Consider the following 22,482-nt stretch of genomic DNA (forward strand, 5'->3'; position numbering starts at 1 on the left):
CAAATGCGAAAAGTAAACGTACATTTTTTAGGAGCAGCTGGAACTGTAACTGGATCCAAGTTTTTATTGGAAACGCCTGAATTAAACATCATGGTCGATTGTGGCATGTTTCAAGGGTTGAAAGAGTTGCGCACAAAAAACTGGGAGCAGCTCCCAATTGATGTTTCAAAAATTGATCTTGTTTTGTTAACACATGGGCATTTAGACCATACCGGGTACTTGCCTAGATTGGTGAAAAATGGTTTTCGAGGTAAAATTCTTGGAACAGCTCCTACTTTGGCCGTAGCGGAAGTTATTCTCTTAGACAGTGCCAAGATTCATGAAGAGGATGCAGAGAGAGCCAATGAAGAAGGATATTCTAAACATGAACCCGCATTGCCCTTTTATACAATCAAGGAAGCAGAATTTACCCTTGGTTTTTTTAAATCGGTAGAACAGGACGAATGGAACCAACTTTCAGACCATATTGGATGTAGGTTTCAATACAACGGACATATTATAGGATCGACATTTATTGAATTAGATCTCTTCGGAAAGCGCTTCGTTTTCTCAGGAGATGTTGGAAGAGAGAATGATTTTCTACTCTTTCCTCCCAAAAAACCACAAAGTGCAGATTATCTTTTTATGGAAAGCACCTATGGAAACAGATTGCATCCCATTGAAAGTGTTTCAGATAAATTAGTGGACCTAATAAACAAAACCATCCACAACCGTGGAAACCTAATCATTCCTTCATTCGCTGTAGAACGTCTTCAAACCTTAATGTTTCTATTGTGGAAATTATACAAAGAACGGCGCATACCTAACATCCCGATTTTTGTTGATAGTCCGATGGGAAATAACGTGCTTTCTGTTTTTGAGCGATTTCCAGATTGGTATAAATTGAATTCGTCAGAATTCCATGCCATGCAGAATCGAATGCATATTATTACATCCTATAAAGAAACTTGGGAAACGATTGATAATCCGCAGCCAAAAGTGGTAATAGCAGGTAGTGGTATGGTCACTGGCGGGCGAGTACTTACGTATTTAAAACAATTGATAGATGTTGAAACGACTACTATTTTATTAGTGGGATATCAAGCAGAGGGTACCCGTGGCAGACAGTTGCTAGAAGGAGCTCATGAGTTAAAGTTCTTCGGAAAGTATTACGATGTAAAGGCTGAGGTGCATCACATTGATAGTTTATCGGCACATGCAGATCAGCAAGGGCTTTTAGATTGGTGTAGTGAAATTAAAAATGTTCCAGAACAAGTTTTTCTAATTCACGGCGAACATACCGCTCAAGATGCATTGCGAGTGAAGTTACAAGATACTTATCACTGGAAAATAACACTTCCGAAGCTATACGACATTATAGAAATAGCTGTTTAAAATCTCTTTCTGTTTTCGCCATACCACCATTTCGGACTGTAGAGTTTCTTTACCAATCCAAATTTTTCAATGGCGTGCTTTTGTATATGCTCGACAACTTCTTCAGGCGAATCGGTGACAAAAAGTAATTTCATGTCTTCCGGGCTGATACTTCCGTTTTTAGCCATGAGTTGAATGTGGTGACAGAGTTCTTTATGATATTCAGAATCAAAAATAACGATGGGGAAGTTTTTAATAATTTTGGTTTGTATCAGTGTAATTGCTTCAAACAACTCGTCTAGAGTTCCCATTCCACCAGGCATTACTACGTAAGCATAGGAGTATTTCATCAGTAGAAATTTTCGAACAAAAAAGTAAGGGATATCTATCCATTTGTGCAAGTAAGGATTGGGGTTTTGCTCAAATGGGAGAATAATATTTACTCCTACCGAATAGCCTCCAGCTTCATAGGCTCCTTTATTGGCAGCTTCCATAATACCAGGACCACCACCCGTCATAATCGTAAACCCTAATTTTGATAAGGCAGCCCCTATTTTTTCTGCATTTTTATAATGACTGGAACTTGAAGGAAATCGGGCTGATCCGAAAATGGTGACACAAGGACCAATAAAGTGCATTTTACGAAAGGCAGTAATAAAACTGAATTGTACTTTAAACGTAAAAAGAAGTTCCTTAAATCGGGAGTGCGGCCCTTGAAGAAATGTGGACTCTCCTTTTTGTAAATGATATTTTTTAGTGGGTTCCATTAATTTACTTTTTTATAGCTCCAAACAGCAAGTGTGTTTATGAGCAAGGCGTATATACTTAATTTTATAAGTTGTGGCATGATATCTAGTAGCGATGCCCCTTTTAGCATTACCATTCGGACTACTTCTACAAAATATTTCACGGGGTTGGCTTCCGTTAGTACCTGTGCCCAAGCAGGCATACTTTCAATTGGCGTGAAAAGTCCGCTCATTAATATAAAAATCACGGCAAAAAACCAAGAGAGGAACATCGCCTGTTGCTGGGTATCGGTAAAGTTTGAAATGAACATTCCAATGCCTAAAATTACCAAAAGATAGACAGAGGCAAACAGGAATAATAATCCGAAGTTTCCTACCATAGGTACGTCAAAAATGAGTCTCGCAATTACTAAACCAACGGCCAATTCAAACATTCCAATAATCCAAAAGGGGAGGAGCTTGCCTATTATAAATTGGTGTTTTTTTATGGGAGTTACATTAATCTGCTCTAAAGTTCCGAGTTCTTTTTCGCGTACAATATTCATTCCTGCAAGAAAGAGCGCTACCATAGTTACAAGAAGCACTAAAATACCAGGAACCATAAAGGTTTTGTAATTCAGTTCTGGGTTAAACCAAAAAAGGGTGTCAATATGAAGCTGCTTCGGTTGTAGAGAAGCTTCAGCTCCCATAAAATCTACTTGTATTGTTTTGTTGAAATCCTTAAGGATAGCATTTACATACATATTTTCTACAGCCGCCGCAGAGCCATTAATCGCGTTGATCGTTGTTAATAAGCTTCCTTTTTTTTCTTTCTGAAAAGATCGCTCGAAATGTACAGGTATGTAGAGTACAACATCTATTTTTCCTTGCTGCATCTGTTCTTTCGCAATTTTTTCCGAAGAAAATAATCCCATAAAATCAAACTGAGACGAAGCTTCAAATTTTTGTATTAATGCCCTAGAATAGGATGAATGATCTAAGTCGACAATCGCAAACTTGCTATTTTTCACCTCATAAGAAGCCGCGTTTGAAAGTATCAAAAGTTGTATGAGTGGGAGCACAAAAATAATGAGCAGCATCGCCTTATTGCGAAAAATCTGTTTAAACTCTTTTACCAATAAGAATCGTATCGTTCTCATTCTAGTCTTGTTTTATACTTCATTACACTTAAGCCGATAAAAGCAACAATCATTGCAACTAAGACCAACGTTTCTTTCCAGAGTACTTCAAGTCCGACGCCCTTTAACAGGATACCCTTAATTAAAATTATAAACCATTTGGCAGGGATGATATTACTAATAACTTGTAATGGTAATGGCATACTTGATATCGGAAAAATAAAACCAGAAAGTAAAATGGTAGGCAACATTAATCCCATGAGTGATGCCATCATTGCGGTTTGTTGGGTTTCAGAAATGGTTGAAATTAAAATCCCCAATGCCAGCGCGCTAAAAATAAATAGGACGGTTTCTAAGGCCAGAAGGAAATAGCTCCCTTCAATAGGCATTTTAAACACAAAGAAACCTAGCATCAAAATGATAATAGCGTTACTAATGGCTAAAAAGACATAAGGAAAAACTTTCCCTACAATTACCTGATAGGGTTTTAAGGGGGAAACCAATAAAATTTCCATGGTACCCAGCTCTTTTTCACGTGTGATTGAAATAGAGGTCATAATTGCCGAAACCAGCATTAAAATAACCGTCATAATCCCTGGCACGAACATAAACACACTTTTCAATTCAGGATTGTAATACATGCGTGTTTGTGGTACAATTTGATAGGGGATCTGTTGGCGTTGGTTGAGGTCGGTTTGGTATTGTTGTAAAATTGATGTGAGATAGGTGTTTACAGAATTAGCTACATTGGGCTCAGTGGCATCTGTTATAATTTGAACGTTAGCCATATTTTTAGCGACAATATCTTTACTAAAATTGTTTTCAAAAACAAGTACGGCTTTTACTTTTCCTTTTTTAAATATGGTTTCAATTTGTTTCTCATCTACAATAAAATCAGTGACTTTAAAATATTTTGAAGCCTCTATAGTGTTGATGATTTTCTGTGTTTCGGAATCCTTTGAGCGGTCTAGTACAGCGATATCTACATTGCTAATTTCGTTGGTGACGGCAAAACCAAATAAGAGAATTTGTACCACAGGCATTCCAAACAGAATGATCAAGGTTCGCTTGTCTCTGAAGATGTGGTAGAATTCTTTTATTACAAAACCTCTAAATCTTTTCATTATTCGATATTACGTGCCAGTTTTAAAAACACTTCATTCATAGAGTCTACTTTAAATTGCTTTTTTAATTTTTTTGGGGAATCTAAAGCTTCAATTTTTCCTTCCACCATGATAGAAACTCGGTCACAATATTCTGCTTCATCCATATAATGTGTTGTAACAAAAATGGTCGTTCCTTTGTTTGCTTCTCGATAAATCATTTCCCAAAATTGTCTTCGTGTGATAGGATCCACACCTCCGGTAGGTTCATCTAAAAACACGATTTTTGGTTCGTGGAGTAAAGCAACCGAAAACGCCACTTTCTGCTTCCATCCTAAAGGCAGCGATCGCACCAAATTAGATGCCTTGTCGTGTAAACCTAATTCATCGATCAACAAGGCTGTTTTTTCTTTGATCTTTTCATTACTTAGGCCGTAGATTCCACCGAAAAAAGCAATATTTTCTTTAATAGTTAGATCGTCGTAAAGTGTAAATCGCTGACTCATATAGCCAATACTCTTCTTAACGGCTTCCGATTGTGTTTTTACATCAAATCCAGCAACAGTAGCAGTGCCTTCGGAAGGTTTAGAAATTCCGATTAGCATTTTCATGGCAGTTGTTTTTCCAGCACCATTAGCTCCTAAAAAGCCGAAAATCTCTCCTTTTTTCACCTCAAAAGTTATTGCGTTTACAGCGGTAAAATCGCCAAAACGTTTGCTGAGGTTTTTAACGAGTATGGCGTTTTTAGTTTCCATTATTGGAGTGCTCTTTTGAAAGTGTCATAAATGAATCTTCAATCGTCGGAATCGCTTCAGAAACTTCTATCTCGGTATGATGTTCTTGTTCTAAAAACTGAATTAATTCTTCGGAAGTAAATGCTGCATCTTTGCTTGTGAAATGCAAAAATTCACCAAAAGGATATACACTATGTGTCGCCTCATACTTTTCTAAATCTTTAAGAAGGCGATAGGTTTCTGAAGCTTTTACGTTGTAAATCGTTCTTGGGAATTTTTCAATAATACGCTGTGGGGTATCGATTTCCAAAATAGTTCCGTCTTGAATCAGCGCCACGCGGTCACAAAGACTCGCTTCATCCATATAAGCGGTTGAAACGAGCATGGTGATGTCTTTTTGCTGTAATCTTTTCAGCATTTCCCAAAACTCTTTCCGAGAAACAGGATCAACGCCCGTAGTGGGCTCGTCCAAAAAAAGCACTTTAGGTTTGTGGATAAGCGCACAACATAAAGCTAGTTTTTGTTTCATTCCGCCAGAAAGCTTCCCAGCACGACGATTCTTAAAAGGTTCAATCTGAACGTAAATTTCTTTTATTAAATCGTAGTTTTCTTCTAAAGTGGTATTGAAAATCGTTGCAAAAAAGTTGAGATTTTCTTCAACGGTTAAGTCATGATACAGTGAAAAACGTCCAGGCATATAGCCTACCGAGTTACGTATGGCTTTATAGTCGGTTACCACATCCATGCCTGCGACACTTGCGGTTCCTTCATCTGCCAAAAGTAAGGTGGTGAGAACCCTAAAAAGCGTTGTTTTTCCAGCACCATCGGGACCAATAAGTCCGAAAAGCTCCCCCGATTTTACATCGAACGAAATGTCTTTTAAAGCAGTGACGCTTTTAAATGATTTACTAATATGGTGTAAGGAAATCCCCATTTTTTATGCTTCTACGATTATTTCAGGAATCATACTAATTTTTGATTTTATCGAATTTGAAATTAAACAAGCTCGTTCCGATTTTTGAAGGATTCGCTCGGCGCGTTCTCGATCTTTTTCATCTTTTATAGTTACTGTAGGTTCTAAAATGACTTCAGACATGACATATTTCCCTTCCACTTTTTCTAATATCCCTTTCGACTTACAACTAAAACCACTGAAATCTAGTTTTGAGTTTTCAGCAATCGCTAAAAAGGTTGTCATTAAACAACTGCTTACCGAGGCCGTAAAAAGATGTTCTGGCGACCATATATTAGGCATTCCCTTCGGAAATTCAGGAGGTGTGGCAACTTCGATACAATTGGTATTATCTGAGCAGCCTTCCGCTAATTCTGGCGAACACATCATTCCTTTTCGGTCTTGGCGCCAGTGTATGTCTACATTATATTGATGTTTTTCCATGATTTTAAATTTTTTAATTATTGAAAATAATTTCCATAGTTGGTAAGGTTCTCTTTAATACTTTGGGTGATTTCGGTACCTTCCGTAGTTGTTGAAACGTTTTTTAAAGCTTCAATTTTTTCAATAAGCGGATGCAAAAAGATATGGAGGTTGTCGTGTGACGGACCTTTCATCGTGCATTCTTTTATGACGAAGTTCTTTTCAGTATTTAGTTGAGAAGCTAAGTTTTGATAATCTTCAATAGTCCTAGGATTGCTAGATTCTATTTGCTGGAGCATTTTAGTAATACCTTCAGTTGTTTCTAGATTGGCAGCCCATTTATTGCCATTGTCGAGTTGTATATCGGCTATCCAAGAATTATCTAAGACGTGCGTTTCAGAAGCCATTTTTTCCGAATCCTGATGTTGCATTTCTTTTGTGACTTCTAACGTTTCACTCTTTTTTGAATGATCTTTTGTTTCATTACAGCTAATCATTAATGCAGAAATGAGTGCAGTTGCGAGAATTGTCTTTTTCATAGAATGTGATTTTAGTGTTATAATTATTAAATAGATACTCCAAATAAATACCCAGCTAAAGCTGTGATTCCCATAGCAATCGTACCCCAGAAGGTAATTCTGAGAATTGCTTTTCCAATGCTAGAACCTCCAGTTTTAGCGGCTACTACGCCTAATAATATTAGAAAAATAGTCGCAGAAGCGTATAAGGTGATGACCATTGTTGATAGGGGAACAAATAAGGTTACAATTAATGGAAGTATACCTCCCACGATAAAGGAAGCACCAGAAGCCATTGCCGCTTGTATGGGTTTGGCTTGACTTATTTCATTTATTCCCAATTCATCTCTTACATGGGCAGCTAAAGCATCTTTTGCGGTAAATTCCTTGGCAACTAATAGGGCAGTTTCTTTTTTTAGTCCCCTTTGTTCATAAATTTCAGCAAGGCGATGCAACTCAATTTCTGGCATTTCAGCGAGTTCTATTTTTTCCCGTTCAATATCTGCCTTTTCGATATCTGTTTGAGAGCTTACCGAAACATATTCACCTGCTGCCATCGATAAAGCTCCAGCGACTAATCCTGCCAAGGTGGCCAATACAATTGGATTTCTCAAATCACTTGCCGCCGCGACACCAATAGCAATACTTGCGGTAGATAAAATTCCGTCGTTGGCACCAAGAACTGCCGCTCTCAACCAATTACTTCGATGTATGTAATGATTTTCTAAATAGCTGTCTAAATTGTCTGTATTTGTTTCCATTGTATAATCTTAGTTTTTAAAACCTATTGTACTACCCAAGTGCAACTAATTTTCAGAAGACGTGATCCACATCTCTGCGGGCATCCCTATTTTAAGGCTTCCATCATTTTTTACCGTTATTTTTACCGCATAAACTAAGTTGACGCGCTCTTCTTTTGTTTGAATGATTTTAGGAGTGAATTCGGCCGAAGCTGAAATCCAATTAACAATCCCTGAATATGTTTTCATTGCATCTCCATCATCAATCTTAACCGTTACTTCTTGTCCAATTTTTATGGCTGCTAGTTGCGTTTCACTTACATAAACACGTAGAATCATTTCTTCTATATCGGCAATTTTATACAGCGGTTTTCCGTAGGATACAATTTCGCTAGGTTCAGCATATTTGCTTAATACCGTTCCGTTTATGGGATTCACAATGGCACTTTTTAAAATCTGATCTGAAATTTGAGCCACTTTAGCATCCATTGCTTTTAGCTCGTTTACAATAGGTTCATTTTGAGTAGCGATATTTTTCATTTGCTTTTTTAGGACTTCCACACGACTGTCTGCTTGCTCTAATTGGCGTTGTGTTGCTGCGTTTTCAGAAAACATCTGCTGAATACGATCTTGTTCCGTTTTTGCCGTTAGTAATTCTTGCTCAAGAACACCAAGTTGTGACCAAACTCCGCCCGATTTGGAGGCCACTGTCGCTTTTGTTGCCTTCAGTTGTTGTTTGTTTAAGTGAAGTTGAAGCGTATCTATTAAACCGACAATCGCTCCTTCTTCTAACAGTTGACCTTCATCTAGACTTAAAAAAAGAAGCTTTCCATTGGCTTCGGAAGAAACGATAATCTCGGTAGCTTCAAAATTTCCGTAGCCATCTGCTTTTTCAGTATTGGTGCAGGAGGATAGTATTCCGAAGAGACTTGTTAAAAATAGGAGTTGTATGTTTTTCATAAGACTAGTTAATTAAAATCGGCTGCAATCACCTTGTAATTCGCTTTGGTAAATGCTAATTGAATGTTGTGTAATTGTTGGTCAATTTTTGCTTCGTACAGGTTGTTTAGTTCAATAATGTATTCTGAAGAAGTGATGGCACCATGTTGTAATTGAGAGGTGGTTGTTTTCAGAATGTCTTCTCGAAGGGTTATTATTTCTCCGTCTTTCTGAAGCATTTCTACATATTTTTCAATGTCGCTTTCAGCATCTTTCAATTGTATTTGAGTATTCAAGAGAAAGGCCTCTTTTTCGGTTGAAATAAGATCCTTGGAAATATCTACAATGCGTTTTTTTTCGTGTACCGTTCCCCAATCGAAAAGGGTCCAATTTAGTTTCAGTCCCGCCATATAAAACTCTTGAAAAGAATTGTCTAACATATTGAGTCCAGGGTTTCCATAACCGAGCTGTGCGAAACCACTTATTTTAGGGAAATTGGATTTAGAAATTACTTCTTTTGATGTTTCTAACTGATTTTCCTGCAATTCAAACAGCATTAATTCGGGACGCTCGGAAGTATTTTTTAGATCGAAACTAAGTGTTGGATTTTCCAACATAGTTGAGTCCGATATTTCTTTAGAAATTAAAAGAGACAAATTGTTAAGTGCCTTTTTCTTGTCGTTGTTTATTTGGGATTGTTGTTGTTCCAGTTTTAATAATTCTGCTTGTAGTACTTGTTCGGAAGCGGGGAGAACAGCACCGTATTTTACACCAATCTTTATTTCGTCTAAACGCGCTTGAAGTTGTTTCTTTTTAGATTGTAGTAGTTGCGCTTGTTCTTGAAGCAGAAGCACTCCAAAATAATTTTGGTTGATTCTGTTTTTTAGCGTGTATAGCTGTACGGCAATTGATTGTTGTTTGGTAGCAAGAGATGCACTTTTTAGTTTTGTGTTTGCTGAAATGATACCGCCGTTGTATATAAGCTGATTGGCATCTATTGTTGCACGGTATTGATCTTTATTAGGTGATTCAATGTTCACGTTTGGCAATTGAAAAGGAAATTCTATGACATCAGATTGATATGTAGCTTGAGCGTTTAGTGCTAACTTTGGAAGTTTTTCTTTTTCTAAAACTTTTATTTCTGAATTGGTTTTCTCTTCTAATAGAGCTGATTGCTTTGATAACGGATACTCTTTTTCGACCGCAACATAGCATTCCTCCAACGTTAGTTTCTGTTGTGCTGTGGCTATCAATTGAAGCATTCCGAAGAAAATAAGAAAATGCGTTTTCATAGCTTAATTTTTTATGGATCGTATAATAAATTCTGAAACTTCTGTTTTTCGATTCTCTATTAGTTGCTTGTATTGGGCATCATCTTTTTGTAAAAAACCTTTCAGTAATGGATTCGCGATAAAAGGAAATAAATTGAGTGAGACGATGTGAATAAAAAGCTGCTCTCCGTCTATAGGTTTTAAAATTCCTTGTTGTATTTCCTTCTGAACTTGTGTTTTAAATTTTTCAAGTGAAGGAAAGGAAGGATGTTCTTTTATTGTATCAAAAAACTCTGGATTTCTATTCAACTCTTGAATGATGAAATTGGGTAGATAGGGATGCTTTATGATAAATGAGATTTGATTAAAAGTGAAATTTTTCACTTTCTCTTCAATGGATGAATCGTCATTTAATATTTTGTTGAGTTGTGGAGCAAGTAGCGAAAAAGCATTCGTGAATACGGCTTCAAAAAGTAATTTTTTACTTCGGAAATAATAATGCAAAAGCGCTTTATTAATACCCGCTTCATCTGCTATTTCTTGCATACGGGCGCCATCCATTCCTTTTTTCTGAAATATGTTTTTTGCAGCGTCTAATATTTGTGATTCTGCATCTTTATTTTTATCCGATTTACGCATTTAACTTTATAGTTTAACCATTTGGTTAACAAAGATACATCGAACTCTGAAAGTATAAACTGATAATTGTCATTTCTAAGTATCGTTGTATCAGTTACATTTACTTCGAAATAAAATGATTCTACTTTTGGAAGTAAATCGCCAAGAGCGTTTAAAGAGAGAAATTATTGAATGTAGGGTTTCTTTAAGGAAGACTCAGATACAATTCAGATACAATGAAGCTGTATAGTTTCAACTTTTTTAATTTTTTATACTATGAGCACAACACATTTAAAATTTATAGAATGGCGCGATAACAATGGGTTGCATAAAGACACTTTACGTAGTTTATCGGATCTTAAATTTATGAAGGATGAACTTCAATTTTTGGAAAATTTGGTAGCCGCTCACGCCTTAGAAGTTATTTCAGAAGCATCTTCAGAAAAGAGCAAAGAAATTAAACAGGAATTGGAATCACATAAAGAAATTCTAGAAAAGTTATTGAAAGAGTTAGAATTACACAGCAATAACCTTCAAATTTTAATGGATGATGAAGATGTGCCAGGTGAGCTAGAAGTGTATAAAAATGAGCATTATAGGTTGCTAATTGAAGAAATGAATTTTCACTCAGCGGTAAAAAAAACAAAGAAGAATATATTTGATATGCTTTCAGAAATTTTTAAAAAAAATAAACAGAAAAAACTGACATAATTTAAACGAAAGCCCCCATGGAAAATAGTATTAATAAATATTTACAGTTAAGTACGCCTGAAGAATTACATGAAGAGTGCCATCAATGGTTTTCAGAATTAGAATTTATTAAAGACGAACAATTGTTTTTAGATGAATTAATTAAGAAATATACAATTCCGTTAATATCAGAAAAGCTATACACTACATCCTTAACGTTAGTTGGAACTTTATCAAAAGAAGAAAAAAGTATAAATGACCTACAACAAGAGTGTAAAGATCATTGTAACCATATTGAAGCGCTTTTAAGTCATGGATGTTCTGCTGCTGAAAAGAAAGAATATATTGTGACACACCATTATCTAAAGGTTGCTGTGTTTGAATATATTGAACAGTATAAGAATACTAAAAAAGCACTTTTTGATGCAATTAAATCGATTTTGAAAAGTGAAAACTCAAAATTATTACCCAAAACATAAACCGATGAAAAACTACGCAATGTACCTCTCTTTTTTTATTCTCATCATTACGCTTGTAAGTTGTTCTTCTACAAGGCTTTTACAACAGTATACGACTCTTGATACAGTTAATTTTCAAGCTAATAAAGTTTTGGTAGTTGGTATATCGGCCGATAAAGATTTAAGAAGAACTTTTGAAAAGAAAGTAGTTGACGCATTGGAAAAAGAAGATGTTACAGCGGTAAAAAGCATCGATTTTTTTGAAACTTCGTTCACCAATAACAAACAATCTTTAAAACAATTAGGCGATATTGAGAATAAGTTGTTAGAAGCAGGATTTGATGCCATTCTATTTACAAAAATTACAGCGCGAGAAAGTAAAGTGACAATGGTGGATGCGTATCGTAATTTTGCAAAAGGATACCAAACTTTTGAAGATTATTATTATGGCAATCAGTATGTTTATTTTAAAGAACAACATGATCGCTATCAAGTTTATACTACCGAAACATCCCTTTATTGCATCTGTCCAGGAAAAGAACGAGAATTATTATGGCGCGCAGATATTGAAGTTGTAGGCGCAGATAAAATAAATAAGAATATTAATAATTATACTTCTTTATTACTTCAGTCATTAAAAGAAAATCAATTATTAATATTAGAAGAGTAGTTAAATTAGAAAGCAGGATTAAACTTATAATTTATGACTTTCCGAAGAAATTATTTTACTTCTTAAAGTAGTTCTATTGTATGAGTTAGAAAGTAAGAACCTTCTTGGAATTAGCTCTTAATTATAAATTCCATGAAGAAAATGAATAGGGCCATTATAATGATAAAATAACCAAACCCCTTTTTTAATTTCTTTCCATCAATAAAGTTGCCTAGATAGCTTCCAATAAATATTCCAACAATTGAAAGGCCTGTTACTTTTGTTAAAAAGGACCAATCAATAGTGATTAGTAAAGCGTCGCCTAAAAAGAATCCTATTAATGCATTTAATGCTATTATAATTAATGAAGTGCCTACAGCCACTTTCATTTTAAGATTGGCTAGAATAACGAGAGCTGGAATGATAAGGAATCCGCCGCCAGCACCAATTAATCCTGTTATAGTGCCTAATATAAAACCTTGAATAAGGATTAAAAAGTAATTGTATTTTACCTTTTCAGTCGTTTTTATTGGGGATACTTTTTTTCCTTTTAGCATGGAGTATGCTGCAGGAAACATTAAGAGGGCGAATAAGCCAAACATTCCCATTCTTCGTGTAAATTCGAAAGAATTAATGCTGAATAAAACGTCTGGTAATGCTGGAACTACAAAGTGTCTAACGATTGTTACTCCTATAATTGCTGGGAAACCAAAGAGAATGGCAACTTTCAAGTTAACATATCCCTTAAAATATTGCTTTATTCCGCCCACTAAGGCGCTAGAACCAACAATGAATAATGAGTATGCGGTTGCTACTTTTTCATTTATAGAAAACAGATAAGCGAGCATTGGAACTGCTAAAATAGAGCCTCCTCCGCCTATTAATCCGAGGGATATACCAATAAACAAAGCACTTATATATCCAAAAAGTTCAATTAATTCCATGAAGTTTAAAACCTACAGTCAAAAGTAATGGACTCATGTGGTTTATACAGTAACATCAGTTACATAGTTTTTATAAATTTACTATTTTTAGATAATTTCTATGAAGTTTAATCTTTCCAAGTTGTTCTAATTTTTTCAATAACCTAGAAACGACCACTCTTGACGTGTGAAGATCGTATGCAATTTCTTGATGCGTGTTTTTAATTATGTCATCGTTATTTACTCTCGCTTTTTCTTTTAGATATTGTATCAACCTTTCGTCCATTTGGTAAAATACGATATTATCTAGGGTCGTTAAAAGCTCATTGATTCGGTTATGATAACTTTCAAAAACAAAATTTCGCCAAGACTTATAGTTTTTAGTCCACTCCTCCATTTTAGTAACGGGAACCATTATCAGTTTCGCATCAGTTTCAGCAATGGCTCTTATCATGCTTTTTTGTTGTCCCAAACAACAAGCCATAGTCATGGAGCAGGTGTCACCTTTTTCTAAATAGTATAACAATAACTCATCTCCTTCATTGTCTTCTCTCAAAATTTTAATAGCTCCAGAAATAAGTAAAGGCATGGATTTTACATAGTCTCCAATATCCATCATTTTGTGACCTTCAGGTATTTCTTTATAAGTACCTACTTGAACGATTTCATTGATTAATGCATCTTCAAATAAATGCCCATAACTTGCCTTTAACTCCTGAATCATAGTAACTATTTTAAAAATATATGTGCCCAAATTGCTTTCGATACGGCTCCGATGTAGGGCATCAAAATTAGTAAAGCACCAATTATTGTTAAGAATATTCCAGTGGGACCAAAATCAATTCCGAAAATGAGTAATAAGACATAGGCAGCAACGGCTACAGCAACTCCAACAGCATACGAAACATACATTGCACCTGTATAAAAACTGGGTTCAATAGAATATTTTAAATTGCAGTTTGGACAATGACTTTTCACTTTGTTCATTTTACTAATGTGATAAGGATTTGCCTCTAAAAACGGACCTTCATGACATCGAGGGCACTTTAAGAAAAGGATACTGTACAGTGTTTGTTTTATTTTTTTCATGTATAGTCTTTTCCACAAAATTAGAGGTATTCCATCCAACTAAAAGTAACAAATGTTACAGATATAAAAATACTAAAAAGATACTAATTAGAGACGCGTAATGGTGTTTCATTTTACTGATTAGTCTATATAAAATAGGACATAACGTGTCTCTTCAATTCGCTCTCTTCGGTATTATTTCTGTATTTTTTTCTGAAAGTTTTACAAATAGTATTTTAAAGCATCGTACATTTTTAATGTACATCATATTTTGTTTAATAATTAACAGATGTCGATAAACAAAATTTGTATTTTTGTGATAAGACGTGTGTTCTTTTTTTGTAGTGCTCAGTCTGTTACCTTAAAATATTGAAAAACATGAAGACATTAGTTGTGATAGGAGGAAGTAAGGGGATTGGCAATGCAATTATAAGTACCTTAATAGCGAATCATAGAATTATTAACGTGAGTAGAACGCCTCCAGAAATGAAGCATGATAACTTAACTCATCATAGCTGTGATGTTTTAACAGATGAATTACCCGATTTAGAGGTGGTTGATGGTTTGGTGTATTGTCCTGGAAGTATCAATTTGAAGCCAATTTCTAGATTGGATTTAGATGATTTTCGAACAGATTTTGAAATTAATGTGTTGGGAGCTGTTAAGGCTATTAAAAATTATTTACCGCAATTAAAGAAAGGTAAGAATCCTTCAATTTTGTTGTTTAGCACGGTAGCTTCTAAATTAGGTATGCCTTTTCACGCAAGTGTTGCGACTTCAAAATCGGGTGTTGAAGGATTGGTTAAATCGTTAGGAGCAGAATTAGCACCTACAATTCGAATAAATGCCATTGCACCGACAGTTACTGATACAGACTTAGCTTCAAAGTTGTTGCGAAATGAAAAAATGATTGAAAATATAACAGAACGCCATCCTTTAAAACGTTTTTTAAATCCTAAGGAAGTCGCAGCAACGGCTGAATTTCTATTGTCGGACAACGCAGCTTCTTTTTCGGGACAAATTTTTGAAATGGACTGCGGTATAGTAACCTTTAAAATATAACGATGAAAACAATTGAAAACGCCAAAGTATCAAACAGTACTTCTTCAAAAACAGAGAAGAAATCCATCTATGATATTAAAATCAACGCTTTAAATGGAAAACCGATTTCGCTTTCAGACTTTAAAGGAAAGAACATACTGTTTGTAAATGTTGCTTCGGAATGTGGTTTTACAAAGCAATATAAAGAATTACAATCTTTGAGTGATACCTACCAAAACAAACTAGTAGTTATTGGTTCTCCTTGTAATCAATTTGGGAAGCAAGAGCCAGGCAATGCCTCGCAAATCCAAGAGTTTTGTGAACTGAACTTTGGAGTTACTTTTTTACTAACAGAGAAGATTAATGTAAAAGGGACTGAACAACATCCACTATATACTTGGCTTACTACTAAAGATTTGAATGGTAGAAAGAGTTCAAGTGTAAAATGGAATTTTCAAAAGTACTTGGTAGATGAAGCGGGACAATTGATTGACTATTACTACTCAATCACAAAACCTTTGAGTTCTAAGATTACGAAGCACTTAAAATAGTTATCGTGCCAAACTATCGATAAAATTTTGTCCGTTTTCTAAGTGTTTATCTTGCTTTTCAGAGGGCATTTTATCAAACATTCTTACAAGCATGCCTAAGCGCGGATTTGATAAGAAAAACTCTCGATGTGTATGCATAAACCTCCAAAAGAGGCCGTCCCACACCTCTTGCCAGTCGCCTTTTTTATAATTGCTCATTTTCATGAGGTAGTTACTGCCGCTTATGTACGGTTTTGTGGCAATAAGACCACCATCCGCAAACTGACTCATACCGTACACATTGGTCACCATTACCCAATCGTAGGAGTCTATAAATAATTCCATAAACCAACGATACACTTCATCGGGGTCGAATTCGCATAACAGCATAAAATTTCCCAATACCATTAATCGTTCAATGTGATGACAATATCCCGTTTGCAACACTTTTTTTATGGTGAGATCAATGGGGGGAATGCCAGTGGTGCCATCGTAGAAGGAAGCTGGTATATTATTACTAAACTTCCAGAAATTTGTAGTGCGTTCTTCACGACCTCGAACTTCATAGACGCCCCTTATAAATTCTCTCCAACCTATAATTTGTCGAATAAACCCTTCGGTTGAATTAATTGGAACCTTGTTTTCTTCGGCATAGTGCAGACAAGCATCAATAATTTCGCTGGGGGTAATTAGCCCCACATTGAGCATTGGGGTTAGAACGCTATGATTCAAAATAGAATTTTCGGCAACGATGGCATCTTCATAAACTCCAAACTCCATAAACCGTTTCTCGAAAAATTGCGCTAACCAAATTCTTGTCGTTTCGAAACTAGTAGGGTATAGGGAGATTTCTGTAAGCGATCCTAAATGATCTGAAAAATGTGCCGCTACGTATGTTGTAGCCTCCTTATAATAAGAATCGGCATCTGGAAATTGTATGGAGGGCGGCGACTTTTTAGCAGGATATTTCTTTCTATTCTCGTCATCGTACGTCCATTTTCCACCCCTCGGATTACCTTCAGGATCTAATAAAATGGCACGTTTCTTACGCGCTTCTTTATAGAAATTGGTTTGATGATATTTTTTTTTATCTTTTCTAAAAAAACTACCCAATTCCTTTTTTGTATTAAGGAAAAGAGGTGAATCGTATGCTGTGGTAGTGATATTGTTTTCCTGAGTAGATTGAAGGAGTCTCTTCTGAAGCCAATCGTCGGTAGGATCTACATAGTTAATATGTTCAACTCCCTGTTGTTTTAAATACGGAATGAGTTTTCTAATATCCGAGATAGCCTCAATGGCTTCTATATAATAAACTTCCAGTTTTTTATCTTTCCGAAGAAAATCGGCATAGCGTTTCATGGTGGCTCTATGAAATGCTATTTTTTGTTTGTGAAAAGGATATTGCTTAAAAAATAAATATTCTTCAATAATATATACGGGAACTTTCGTTTCAAAAAGAGGGGATTTCTGAAACAATTGGTGTGGAAATATGAGGTGAATACTTTTCATTTATTTTTTCGACACCGTTTACTACAATATTTCACTTCACTCCAGTTCTTTTCCCATTTTTTACGCCAGCTGAAAGGTTTGTTGCAAATGATACAGATTTTTTGAGGAAGATGCTCTTTTTTCATTTTTTGAAATCGGGTACTTCATGAAGTCTTACAAACGGAAATCGTTCTATTTTTTTTAATGAATAATAGCTGTTTAAACCCGAAATCCCCACACCATTAGAAGCCTCTAAGTCGATATCATCATCGACCATTCCAGAATCAGGAAGTATTAGGTGTTCAATTTCTCCTATTACTAACATAGTGCCATTGGCTTTAATGTCCATCTGTTCCTTAAAACGTAATCCTATTTTGAAGGTGCTCTCCTTTACAAAAGGGGCTTTAAAATTCGGAATATATTCTTCGGAAAGATTACAACGCTCAAATTCGGAAATATTAGCATCATAATTTGCGGACGTATAATGGGCATTTTTGGCAAATTCGGGATGAATATGATTAATGGTATATTCTTTAGTAGCCTGAATGTTCTGAAAAGTATGACCTACGTCTTCGGTGGAAGGTCTGCATATAAAACCTAAAAGCGCAGGATTGCTTCCTAAATGCACTACAGAGCTAAATACCGCTAGGTTGGTTGTTCCATTTTCACCGATGGTTCCAATAAGATTGGCAGGTTTAATGCCAGTTACCGAATTAATAATAGTTAGTCTAGTAATTCGATCTAACTGCTCAATATCTTTTTTAGTGTACATCATGTCGTTGTGCTATGAGCTCTAAAGTTACTATTTATATGGTGCTTAACGAATCGTAGTGTAGCCTTATCGTTTACTGATTTTGTTCCCTGAAATTGCTTTTTGACGTGAAGACTTAAACCTCGTAATTTCTGTACTTCTTTTTTTAAGGTGTTTGGTGCTTACGCCACTATTCACACGTTTGCGCCAACGTTTAAAACTAGATTCTTTTAAATTGCTACGCATGAGTTTAATCACCTCTTTTTCTGAAACCTTAAATTGAAATTCGATGGCTTCAAAAGGAGTTCGATCCTCCCACGCCATTTCTATAATACGGTCTAATTCTCTTTCTGTGAACAAATTGGTTGGTGTCATTAGCTTACGATACTTTTTCCCAGATTTGATCTGCATTTAAATAAAAACTGCCTATGGAATTAAAATTACATTCATTAGGAGCAATCATGGATAAGAAGGTTTCGTTATTACTTCTTTTATATAAATGATACACTTCTCCAATTACAGGTTCAAAAGTAAATTTTGCTTCTAAAATAAGTTTGTTGTATTCAAATTCCTGCATTATTTTATCAAACTCAGCCCTAAGTTCTAAGTATTTAGCCTCAATTTTATGGTTTATTTTAACAATGTTTCTATTTTTCCAAGCAGAATTATCTGTTGGAGTAATTACAGGGGCACCCACAGTAGTAGGATACGGCTTAAGTGACGCGTCGTATTTTTGAGTTTCTGTATTAAAAACGACATTGTCAGGCTTTCTTTTTGTTATCATTTTAATTCAAATAAATTAGGAAAGCTTTTCAAGTTGTTTTAATACTTCTTCGGCTTCATACGTTTTTTGATCGCTCATTTTTCTATTGGTAGTAGATAGCGTATAGGCTTCTTTTAAAAGCATTTCGTATTGATGCTGTAATTTTTCTTTCTCTGATTTCTTTTTGAATAATCCGAACATGTCTTGTGTCTATATTTTTGATTTTCAGAAGTTAAATTCTGAAAGTAATGTTGTAAAGATACAATGTGTTTAATTATTTAAAGTTAATGTTAAACAGAAAGTTTTCTTAAAGTTTTGTGCTAGCTAAATTTTGAAAGCTAATTTTCAAGAATTCTATTTCATTGGAAGTTCTAGTGTTTGTAGTTCAGTTTATAAAAAAAGAAGCCCCGTTATCATAATGACAACGGGGCTTTTCCGAAGAAAAACTAAGACTATTTAGTTTTTTATAAATTTTCTAATTACAGTCTCATTTGCTATCGATAGTTTTATAAAATAGACCCCTTGGGCTACTTCTGAAACATCTATTTGCTGATTTGCGTCTATGGATGTATTAATTACTTTTTCACCTGTAACTGCGTAAATCGCATACTCTTCAATAGGATTATTTCCTGAAATTTTCAGAAAGGTAGTTACAGGATTAGGAGATAACACAATCTGCATTGTATTTGAAACTTCAGAAATGGAAAGAGTAGGGTCGTAGGCTTTTAATTCGGCAACATACGAATTCAATGATTCACCATCTTCAGCGCCACTCCAATCGGAACCAAAAAGCAAACGCGTACCTGTTGGACTTATAGTAACGTGAGGCTCACCAAAATAATTGTATTCTTCTTCATCGGCTCTATGGTGTGCCACACGATAGACGTCTGCGTTTCCGTTATTGACCTTGGCAATAATAATTTCTTGATCTAATAAATCTTGTCCATCTAAATCGTATCCCATCATTGAAGCCGCAATCCAACCACCTTCATTATTTTTGTGTGCGAGTGAAGAAATATGTGTACCCGACTGCGGATATCCATAATCTGATGTCGGTGTCACAGCGAAACAAACGCCAGTAACAGCATTGTGCGCAACAATAGTTCCTTGGCAGTTTCCGTTAGGGCCTTCTTCAAAAGCAATGGCGAAATAAGCATCATCGCCATTCGATAATCGTCCGAGGCAAGAATGTTCTCCAGGGTTGTCGATATTTAATGTGCGAACCAAGGTTCCGTTACCATCGTAAATGTTGCCTTGATGAACAAATAAATTTCCGCTAGGAAAAGGCATTGGAGCAGTAAATTCTAGGTCGGAAATATTAAATTGGGTAAGAGTTTCTGTTGAAATTCGATAATAATAAGCCGTATCATTACCACATCGAAAACTGAATACATCAGAGTCCCAAGACATCATTTGGACATCATTCCCCATAGAAACGCCATTAGTACAGCCTGAAACTGTCAACAAGTTTGTAAGTATGGTTTTACTTTGGTCAATGACGTTGTATCGAATAAAATCCTTGGTACTGTCATCGAGATAGAATAAAATATCGGGATCGTTAAAGTGCCAGAATACAGTTTCAATATCGTCGGGAGTGATATCTGTTAACTCACGTATAAAGGTATAATCTGTCCCATTAAGTAAGTGATGTTGTCCGTTTCCATAGATAAGTAGTAAACTTTCATCGGCATTCCAAGCTTGAATGGTGCTGTACATTGGTACGCGAATCGTTGTTCCGTTAACATCGGAAATCCGCCGTATTTCAGTACTAGGAAAGGAAGGGTCTGTTGCAGATTCTAAATAGTCCGGCATGTCAAGCGGTTGTTGTGGATGCGGGGCAAGGTCGTTAGCAATGTAACCTTCAGATAAATCTTGAGCCATAAGCGTACAGCTGAAAAGTAAACAGCATAGGGATAGTAGGTATTTCATAATGATTGGGTTTGTGGAGTGTAAAATTACTTCACTTCTATAAATATTACAAATAATTAAATTGTTTGGCAGGATGTAAGTCTCACAATACTAGATGTAAATAGATTGAAAACTCTAATAAAACAAAAAAACCCACAACGTTTGTTGTGGGTTTCGGTATGCGGAGAAAGAGGAACTAACCATTTTTTTAAAAGAAGAAAATTTACAGTAGCTGAGGAGGAGGCGGTATTTTTTATGCACTTCTTATTAAACTTTAACATATTCACCAAGTCTTGTATGCTTAACTACAACAATTAAAGACGGAAAAAATCTTTAGTTGGTTAATAATTAAATTCAGACTCAGTAACTCACTCATCCCTTTCCATGCATTCCACTTCGCCGCTTCCCCCAAAAAAAAAGAAAAGTAGTCAAACTTCATTTCATCTCCATGTTTGAAGTTAAGTCTGCTTTAGATTCGGCTAACTATTAAATACAGATGTTTAATTCCGTTTAGCACTTTTCCTGTGCATTTCGAGAAGAGCTTCATTTCGAGAAAAGAGCTTTTCTATAATAGTCCTAGACACTGTCGTCAATTTAAGCTTTAATAAAAACAATTATAGCACTCATTTTAGGGTGGTATTTTTTAGATGAAAAGATTTCAACTCACTCTATATTGGCAACAATTTTGTCATCAACTGGGGTTTATTTTATAAATAATAACAAAAAATGAAAGTCCCTAAGAATTTAAAAAAAATACAAACCAAAACCTCATTAGGCGATTAATAAGTTTAAGTCATAGGAAAAAATAAATATGTAGTGTACTTTTTAAACTATGTTGTGGGCAGTATTTTTACTTTTTTACATTTAATTAGGTACATTGGCTGATTTTCGTCTTCTTCTGTAATTTCAAAAAGTCCGTATTTTTCAAACTCGAATTTAACAGATTCTCGGTCATAATAGAATATTTTTGCTCCTTTATAGATTTCGTAACGGTCTTTGCTTATTAATTTTCCTTGCCCAAATTGAGGTGCATATTTGTTTATCGCCGTAAAAATCATATATCCGTTTTCGTTCAGTTGATGGTAACAGTCATTTATTAATTTTTTTCTTTCTTCGTTGTCAAATAAATGAATTAGAGCATAGCAAAAAATTCCGTCATATTTTTTGTCGTCAAAAGGCATTTTGGTTACGGAACCGTGAAAAATGTTTAGCGCTGTTCCGTAATGTTTTTTGGCAAGTTCAATGGCAGTTTTTGAAATTTCAATTCCCGTAACTACTATTTCATTTGCTATAAACGGTTGGGCATTACGTCCATATCCAATTCCTGGAATTAGAATGTTTTTTATTTTTTTTTCTACAAAGAAATTCTTTGTCAGTTCAGCAGATTGTGCAGGGTTCATTCCCCACATTTCTTGCTTGTTGTTAAAAGCTTTTTCCCAAAATTCTGTCATACTAAATACATTTTTTTTCTTCTAATATTTTACATTCAATCCCTATGTTTTTAAGTTGCTGTTCAATACTAGTAGTGTCTATTAATTCTCCTTCAATCCTTAAAATGGAATGACCACAAGGATAAGGCTTATTAAAATCTTCCAAGTCAAAATTGATTTTGAGCTGTGGATATTCACTTTTCAAAAATTTTAGAATTTCTTTTGAGAGATATTCTGACTTTACGTTGGTTATAAATACTTCAATCAT

29 protein-coding genes are annotated in these 22,482 nt (G+C 35.2%); 6 read left to right on the plus strand and 23 right to left on the minus strand.

Annotation, left to right across the window (positions count from 1 at the left end; all coding sequences use genetic code 11):
• Positions 1 to 3: 3 nt before the first annotated feature.
• Positions 4 to 1,374, plus strand: coding sequence for an MBL fold metallo-hydrolase RNA specificity domain-containing protein (locus tag BLQ00_RS14565; RefSeq protein ID WP_093145047.1), 1,371 nt, complete (start codon positions 4 to 6; stop codon positions 1,372 to 1,374).
• Here the strand turns inward: BLQ00_RS14565 and BLQ00_RS14570 are convergent.
• Genes BLQ00_RS14570 through BLQ00_RS14620 form a run of 11 tightly spaced genes read right to left on the minus strand, consistent with a single transcriptional unit; the run spans position 1,371 to position 10,536 of the window.
• Entirely contained in the window at positions 1,371 to 2,120 is a 750-nt protein-coding gene (locus BLQ00_RS14570) for an LOG family protein (RefSeq protein ID WP_093145048.1), read from the minus strand. The two genes, BLQ00_RS14565 and BLQ00_RS14570, sit on opposite strands and share 4 nt — an antisense overlap.
• Positions 2,120 to 3,238, minus strand: coding sequence for an ABC transporter permease (locus BLQ00_RS14575; protein ID WP_093145049.1), 1,119 nt, complete (start codon positions 3,236 to 3,238; stop codon positions 2,120 to 2,122). The genes BLQ00_RS14570 and BLQ00_RS14575 overlap by 1 nt, the downstream gene beginning before the upstream one ends.
• Positions 3,235 to 4,341 carry an ABC transporter permease gene (locus tag BLQ00_RS14580; protein ID WP_093145050.1) on the minus strand — a complete coding sequence of 369 codons (1,107 nt, stop codon included), beginning with the start codon at positions 4,339 to 4,341 and terminating at the stop codon, positions 3,235 to 3,237. The genes BLQ00_RS14575 and BLQ00_RS14580 overlap by 4 nt, the downstream gene beginning before the upstream one ends.
• Complete coding sequence (locus tag BLQ00_RS14585; RefSeq protein WP_093145051.1) at positions 4,341 to 5,075, minus strand: ABC transporter ATP-binding protein; 735 nt, start codon at positions 5,073 to 5,075, stop codon at positions 4,341 to 4,343. Before BLQ00_RS14585 ends, BLQ00_RS14580 begins: the two co-directional genes overlap by 1 nt.
• Entirely contained in the window at positions 5,065 to 5,988 is a 924-nt protein-coding gene (locus tag BLQ00_RS14590; protein ID WP_093145052.1) for an ABC transporter ATP-binding protein, read from the minus strand. Before BLQ00_RS14590 ends, BLQ00_RS14585 begins: the two co-directional genes overlap by 11 nt.
• 3 nt (positions 5,989 to 5,991) lie before the next feature.
• Positions 5,992 to 6,450, minus strand: coding sequence for an OsmC family protein (locus BLQ00_RS14595; RefSeq protein WP_093145053.1), 459 nt, complete (start codon positions 6,448 to 6,450; stop codon positions 5,992 to 5,994).
• 17 nt (positions 6,451 to 6,467) lie between these two features.
• Entirely contained in the window at positions 6,468 to 6,968 is a 501-nt protein-coding gene (locus BLQ00_RS14600; protein WP_093145054.1) for a hypothetical protein, read from the minus strand.
• Positions 6,969 to 6,994: 26 nt separating this feature from the next.
• Entirely contained in the window at positions 6,995 to 7,708 is a 714-nt protein-coding gene (locus BLQ00_RS14605) for a VIT1/CCC1 transporter family protein (RefSeq protein WP_093145055.1), read from the minus strand.
• A 45-nt stretch (positions 7,709 to 7,753) separates the two neighbouring features.
• Positions 7,754 to 8,647 carry an HlyD family secretion protein gene (locus BLQ00_RS14610; protein ID WP_093145056.1) on the minus strand — a complete coding sequence of 298 codons (894 nt, stop codon included), beginning with the start codon at positions 8,645 to 8,647 and terminating at the stop codon, positions 7,754 to 7,756.
• An 8-nt stretch (positions 8,648 to 8,655) separates the two neighbouring features.
• Positions 8,656 to 9,918 carry a TolC family protein gene (locus BLQ00_RS14615; RefSeq protein ID WP_093145057.1) on the minus strand — a complete coding sequence of 421 codons (1,263 nt, stop codon included), beginning with the start codon at positions 9,916 to 9,918 and terminating at the stop codon, positions 8,656 to 8,658.
• Between the two features lie 3 nt (positions 9,919 to 9,921).
• The gene (locus BLQ00_RS14620; RefSeq protein WP_093145058.1) at positions 9,922 to 10,536 is read right to left on the minus strand and encodes a TetR/AcrR family transcriptional regulator; all 615 of its coding nucleotides are present in this window, start codon (positions 10,534 to 10,536) and stop codon (positions 9,922 to 9,924) included.
• 345 nt (positions 10,537 to 10,881) lie between these two features.
• Here BLQ00_RS14620 and BLQ00_RS14625 point away from each other — a divergent pair, with 345 nt between their 5' ends.
• The 3 genes from BLQ00_RS14625 to BLQ00_RS14635 are packed head-to-tail and all read left to right on the plus strand — an operon-like array spanning position 10,882 to position 12,333.
• Entirely contained in the window at positions 10,882 to 11,226 is a 345-nt protein-coding gene (locus BLQ00_RS14625) for a hypothetical protein (RefSeq protein WP_139149425.1), read from the plus strand.
• A gap of 17 nt (positions 11,227 to 11,243) precedes the next feature.
• On the plus strand, positions 11,244 to 11,684 hold the full coding sequence (locus tag BLQ00_RS14630; RefSeq protein WP_093145060.1) for a hypothetical protein: 441 nt from the start codon (positions 11,244 to 11,246) through the stop codon (positions 11,682 to 11,684).
• 4 nt (positions 11,685 to 11,688) lie between these two features.
• Positions 11,689 to 12,333, plus strand: coding sequence for a hypothetical protein (locus BLQ00_RS14635; RefSeq protein WP_139149426.1), 645 nt, complete (start codon positions 11,689 to 11,691; stop codon positions 12,331 to 12,333).
• A gap of 110 nt (positions 12,334 to 12,443) precedes the next feature.
• Here BLQ00_RS14635 and BLQ00_RS14640 read toward each other — a convergent pair whose 3' ends face one another.
• The 3 genes from BLQ00_RS14640 to BLQ00_RS14650 form a co-directional block, all read right to left on the minus strand.
• Entirely contained in the window at positions 12,444 to 13,256 is an 813-nt protein-coding gene (locus BLQ00_RS14640) for a sulfite exporter TauE/SafE family protein (RefSeq protein WP_093145062.1), read from the minus strand.
• A 70-nt stretch (positions 13,257 to 13,326) separates the two neighbouring features.
• Positions 13,327 to 13,959 carry a Crp/Fnr family transcriptional regulator gene (locus BLQ00_RS14645; protein WP_093145063.1) on the minus strand — a complete coding sequence of 211 codons (633 nt, stop codon included), beginning with the start codon at positions 13,957 to 13,959 and terminating at the stop codon, positions 13,327 to 13,329.
• A 5-nt stretch (positions 13,960 to 13,964) separates the two neighbouring features.
• Positions 13,965 to 14,324, minus strand: coding sequence for a DUF983 domain-containing protein (locus BLQ00_RS14650; RefSeq protein ID WP_093145064.1), 360 nt, complete (start codon positions 14,322 to 14,324; stop codon positions 13,965 to 13,967).
• A gap of 357 nt (positions 14,325 to 14,681) precedes the next feature.
• On the opposite strand from BLQ00_RS14650, the gene BLQ00_RS14655 reads away from it, so the two are divergent.
• Both BLQ00_RS14655 and BLQ00_RS14660 read left to right on the plus strand, forming a co-directional pair.
• Complete coding sequence (locus BLQ00_RS14655; protein WP_093145065.1) at positions 14,682 to 15,365, plus strand: SDR family NAD(P)-dependent oxidoreductase; 684 nt, start codon at positions 14,682 to 14,684, stop codon at positions 15,363 to 15,365.
• A gap of 2 nt (positions 15,366 to 15,367) precedes the next feature.
• Positions 15,368 to 15,895 (plus strand): glutathione peroxidase, encoded by a 528-nt coding sequence (locus tag BLQ00_RS14660; RefSeq protein WP_093145066.1) that lies wholly within the window; start codon positions 15,368 to 15,370, stop codon positions 15,893 to 15,895.
• Here the strand turns inward: BLQ00_RS14660 and BLQ00_RS14665 are convergent, their stop codons facing one another.
• From BLQ00_RS14665 to BLQ00_RS14700, 9 genes are all read right to left on the minus strand, one after another.
• Positions 15,896 to 17,383: a cryptochrome/photolyase family protein gene (locus tag BLQ00_RS14665; RefSeq protein ID WP_093145067.1), complete on the minus strand. Its 1,488-nt coding sequence runs from the start codon at positions 17,381 to 17,383 to the stop codon at positions 15,896 to 15,898.
• Positions 17,380 to 17,508: a DUF2256 domain-containing protein gene (locus BLQ00_RS14670; protein ID WP_093145068.1), complete on the minus strand. Its 129-nt coding sequence runs from the start codon at positions 17,506 to 17,508 to the stop codon at positions 17,380 to 17,382. Before BLQ00_RS14670 ends, BLQ00_RS14665 begins: the two co-directional genes overlap by 4 nt.
• Entirely contained in the window at positions 17,505 to 18,137 is a 633-nt protein-coding gene (locus BLQ00_RS14675; protein WP_093145069.1) for a flavin reductase family protein, read from the minus strand. The genes BLQ00_RS14670 and BLQ00_RS14675 overlap by 4 nt, the downstream gene beginning before the upstream one ends.
• Before the next feature lie 63 nt (positions 18,138 to 18,200).
• Positions 18,201 to 18,488, minus strand: coding sequence for a TIGR03643 family protein (locus BLQ00_RS14680; RefSeq protein WP_093145089.1), 288 nt, complete (start codon positions 18,486 to 18,488; stop codon positions 18,201 to 18,203).
• Between the two features lie 4 nt (positions 18,489 to 18,492).
• The gene (locus tag BLQ00_RS14685; protein WP_093145070.1) at positions 18,493 to 18,897 is read right to left on the minus strand and encodes a DUF2452 domain-containing protein; all 405 of its coding nucleotides are present in this window, start codon (positions 18,895 to 18,897) and stop codon (positions 18,493 to 18,495) included.
• A gap of 15 nt (positions 18,898 to 18,912) precedes the next feature.
• On the minus strand, positions 18,913 to 19,077 hold the full coding sequence (locus tag BLQ00_RS17470) for a Lacal_2735 family protein (RefSeq protein ID WP_139149427.1): 165 nt from the start codon (positions 19,075 to 19,077) through the stop codon (positions 18,913 to 18,915).
• Positions 19,078 to 19,332: 255 nt separating this feature from the next.
• Positions 19,333 to 20,805 carry a T9SS type A sorting domain-containing protein gene (locus BLQ00_RS14690; protein ID WP_093145071.1) on the minus strand — a complete coding sequence of 491 codons (1,473 nt, stop codon included), beginning with the start codon at positions 20,803 to 20,805 and terminating at the stop codon, positions 19,333 to 19,335.
• 809 nt (positions 20,806 to 21,614) lie between these two features.
• Positions 21,615 to 22,235: a class I SAM-dependent methyltransferase gene (locus BLQ00_RS14695; protein WP_093145072.1), complete on the minus strand. Its 621-nt coding sequence runs from the start codon at positions 22,233 to 22,235 to the stop codon at positions 21,615 to 21,617.
• A gap of 1 nt (position 22,236) precedes the next feature.
• Positions 22,237 to 22,482 carry a hypothetical protein gene (locus tag BLQ00_RS14700; protein WP_175445460.1) on the minus strand — a complete coding sequence of 82 codons (246 nt, stop codon included), beginning with the start codon at positions 22,480 to 22,482 and terminating at the stop codon, positions 22,237 to 22,239.

Origin of the sequence: Ulvibacter litoralis, from assembly GCF_900102055.1 — a bacterium.
In the GTDB taxonomy this organism is placed as follows: domain Bacteria; phylum Bacteroidota; class Bacteroidia; order Flavobacteriales; family Flavobacteriaceae; genus Ulvibacter; species Ulvibacter litoralis.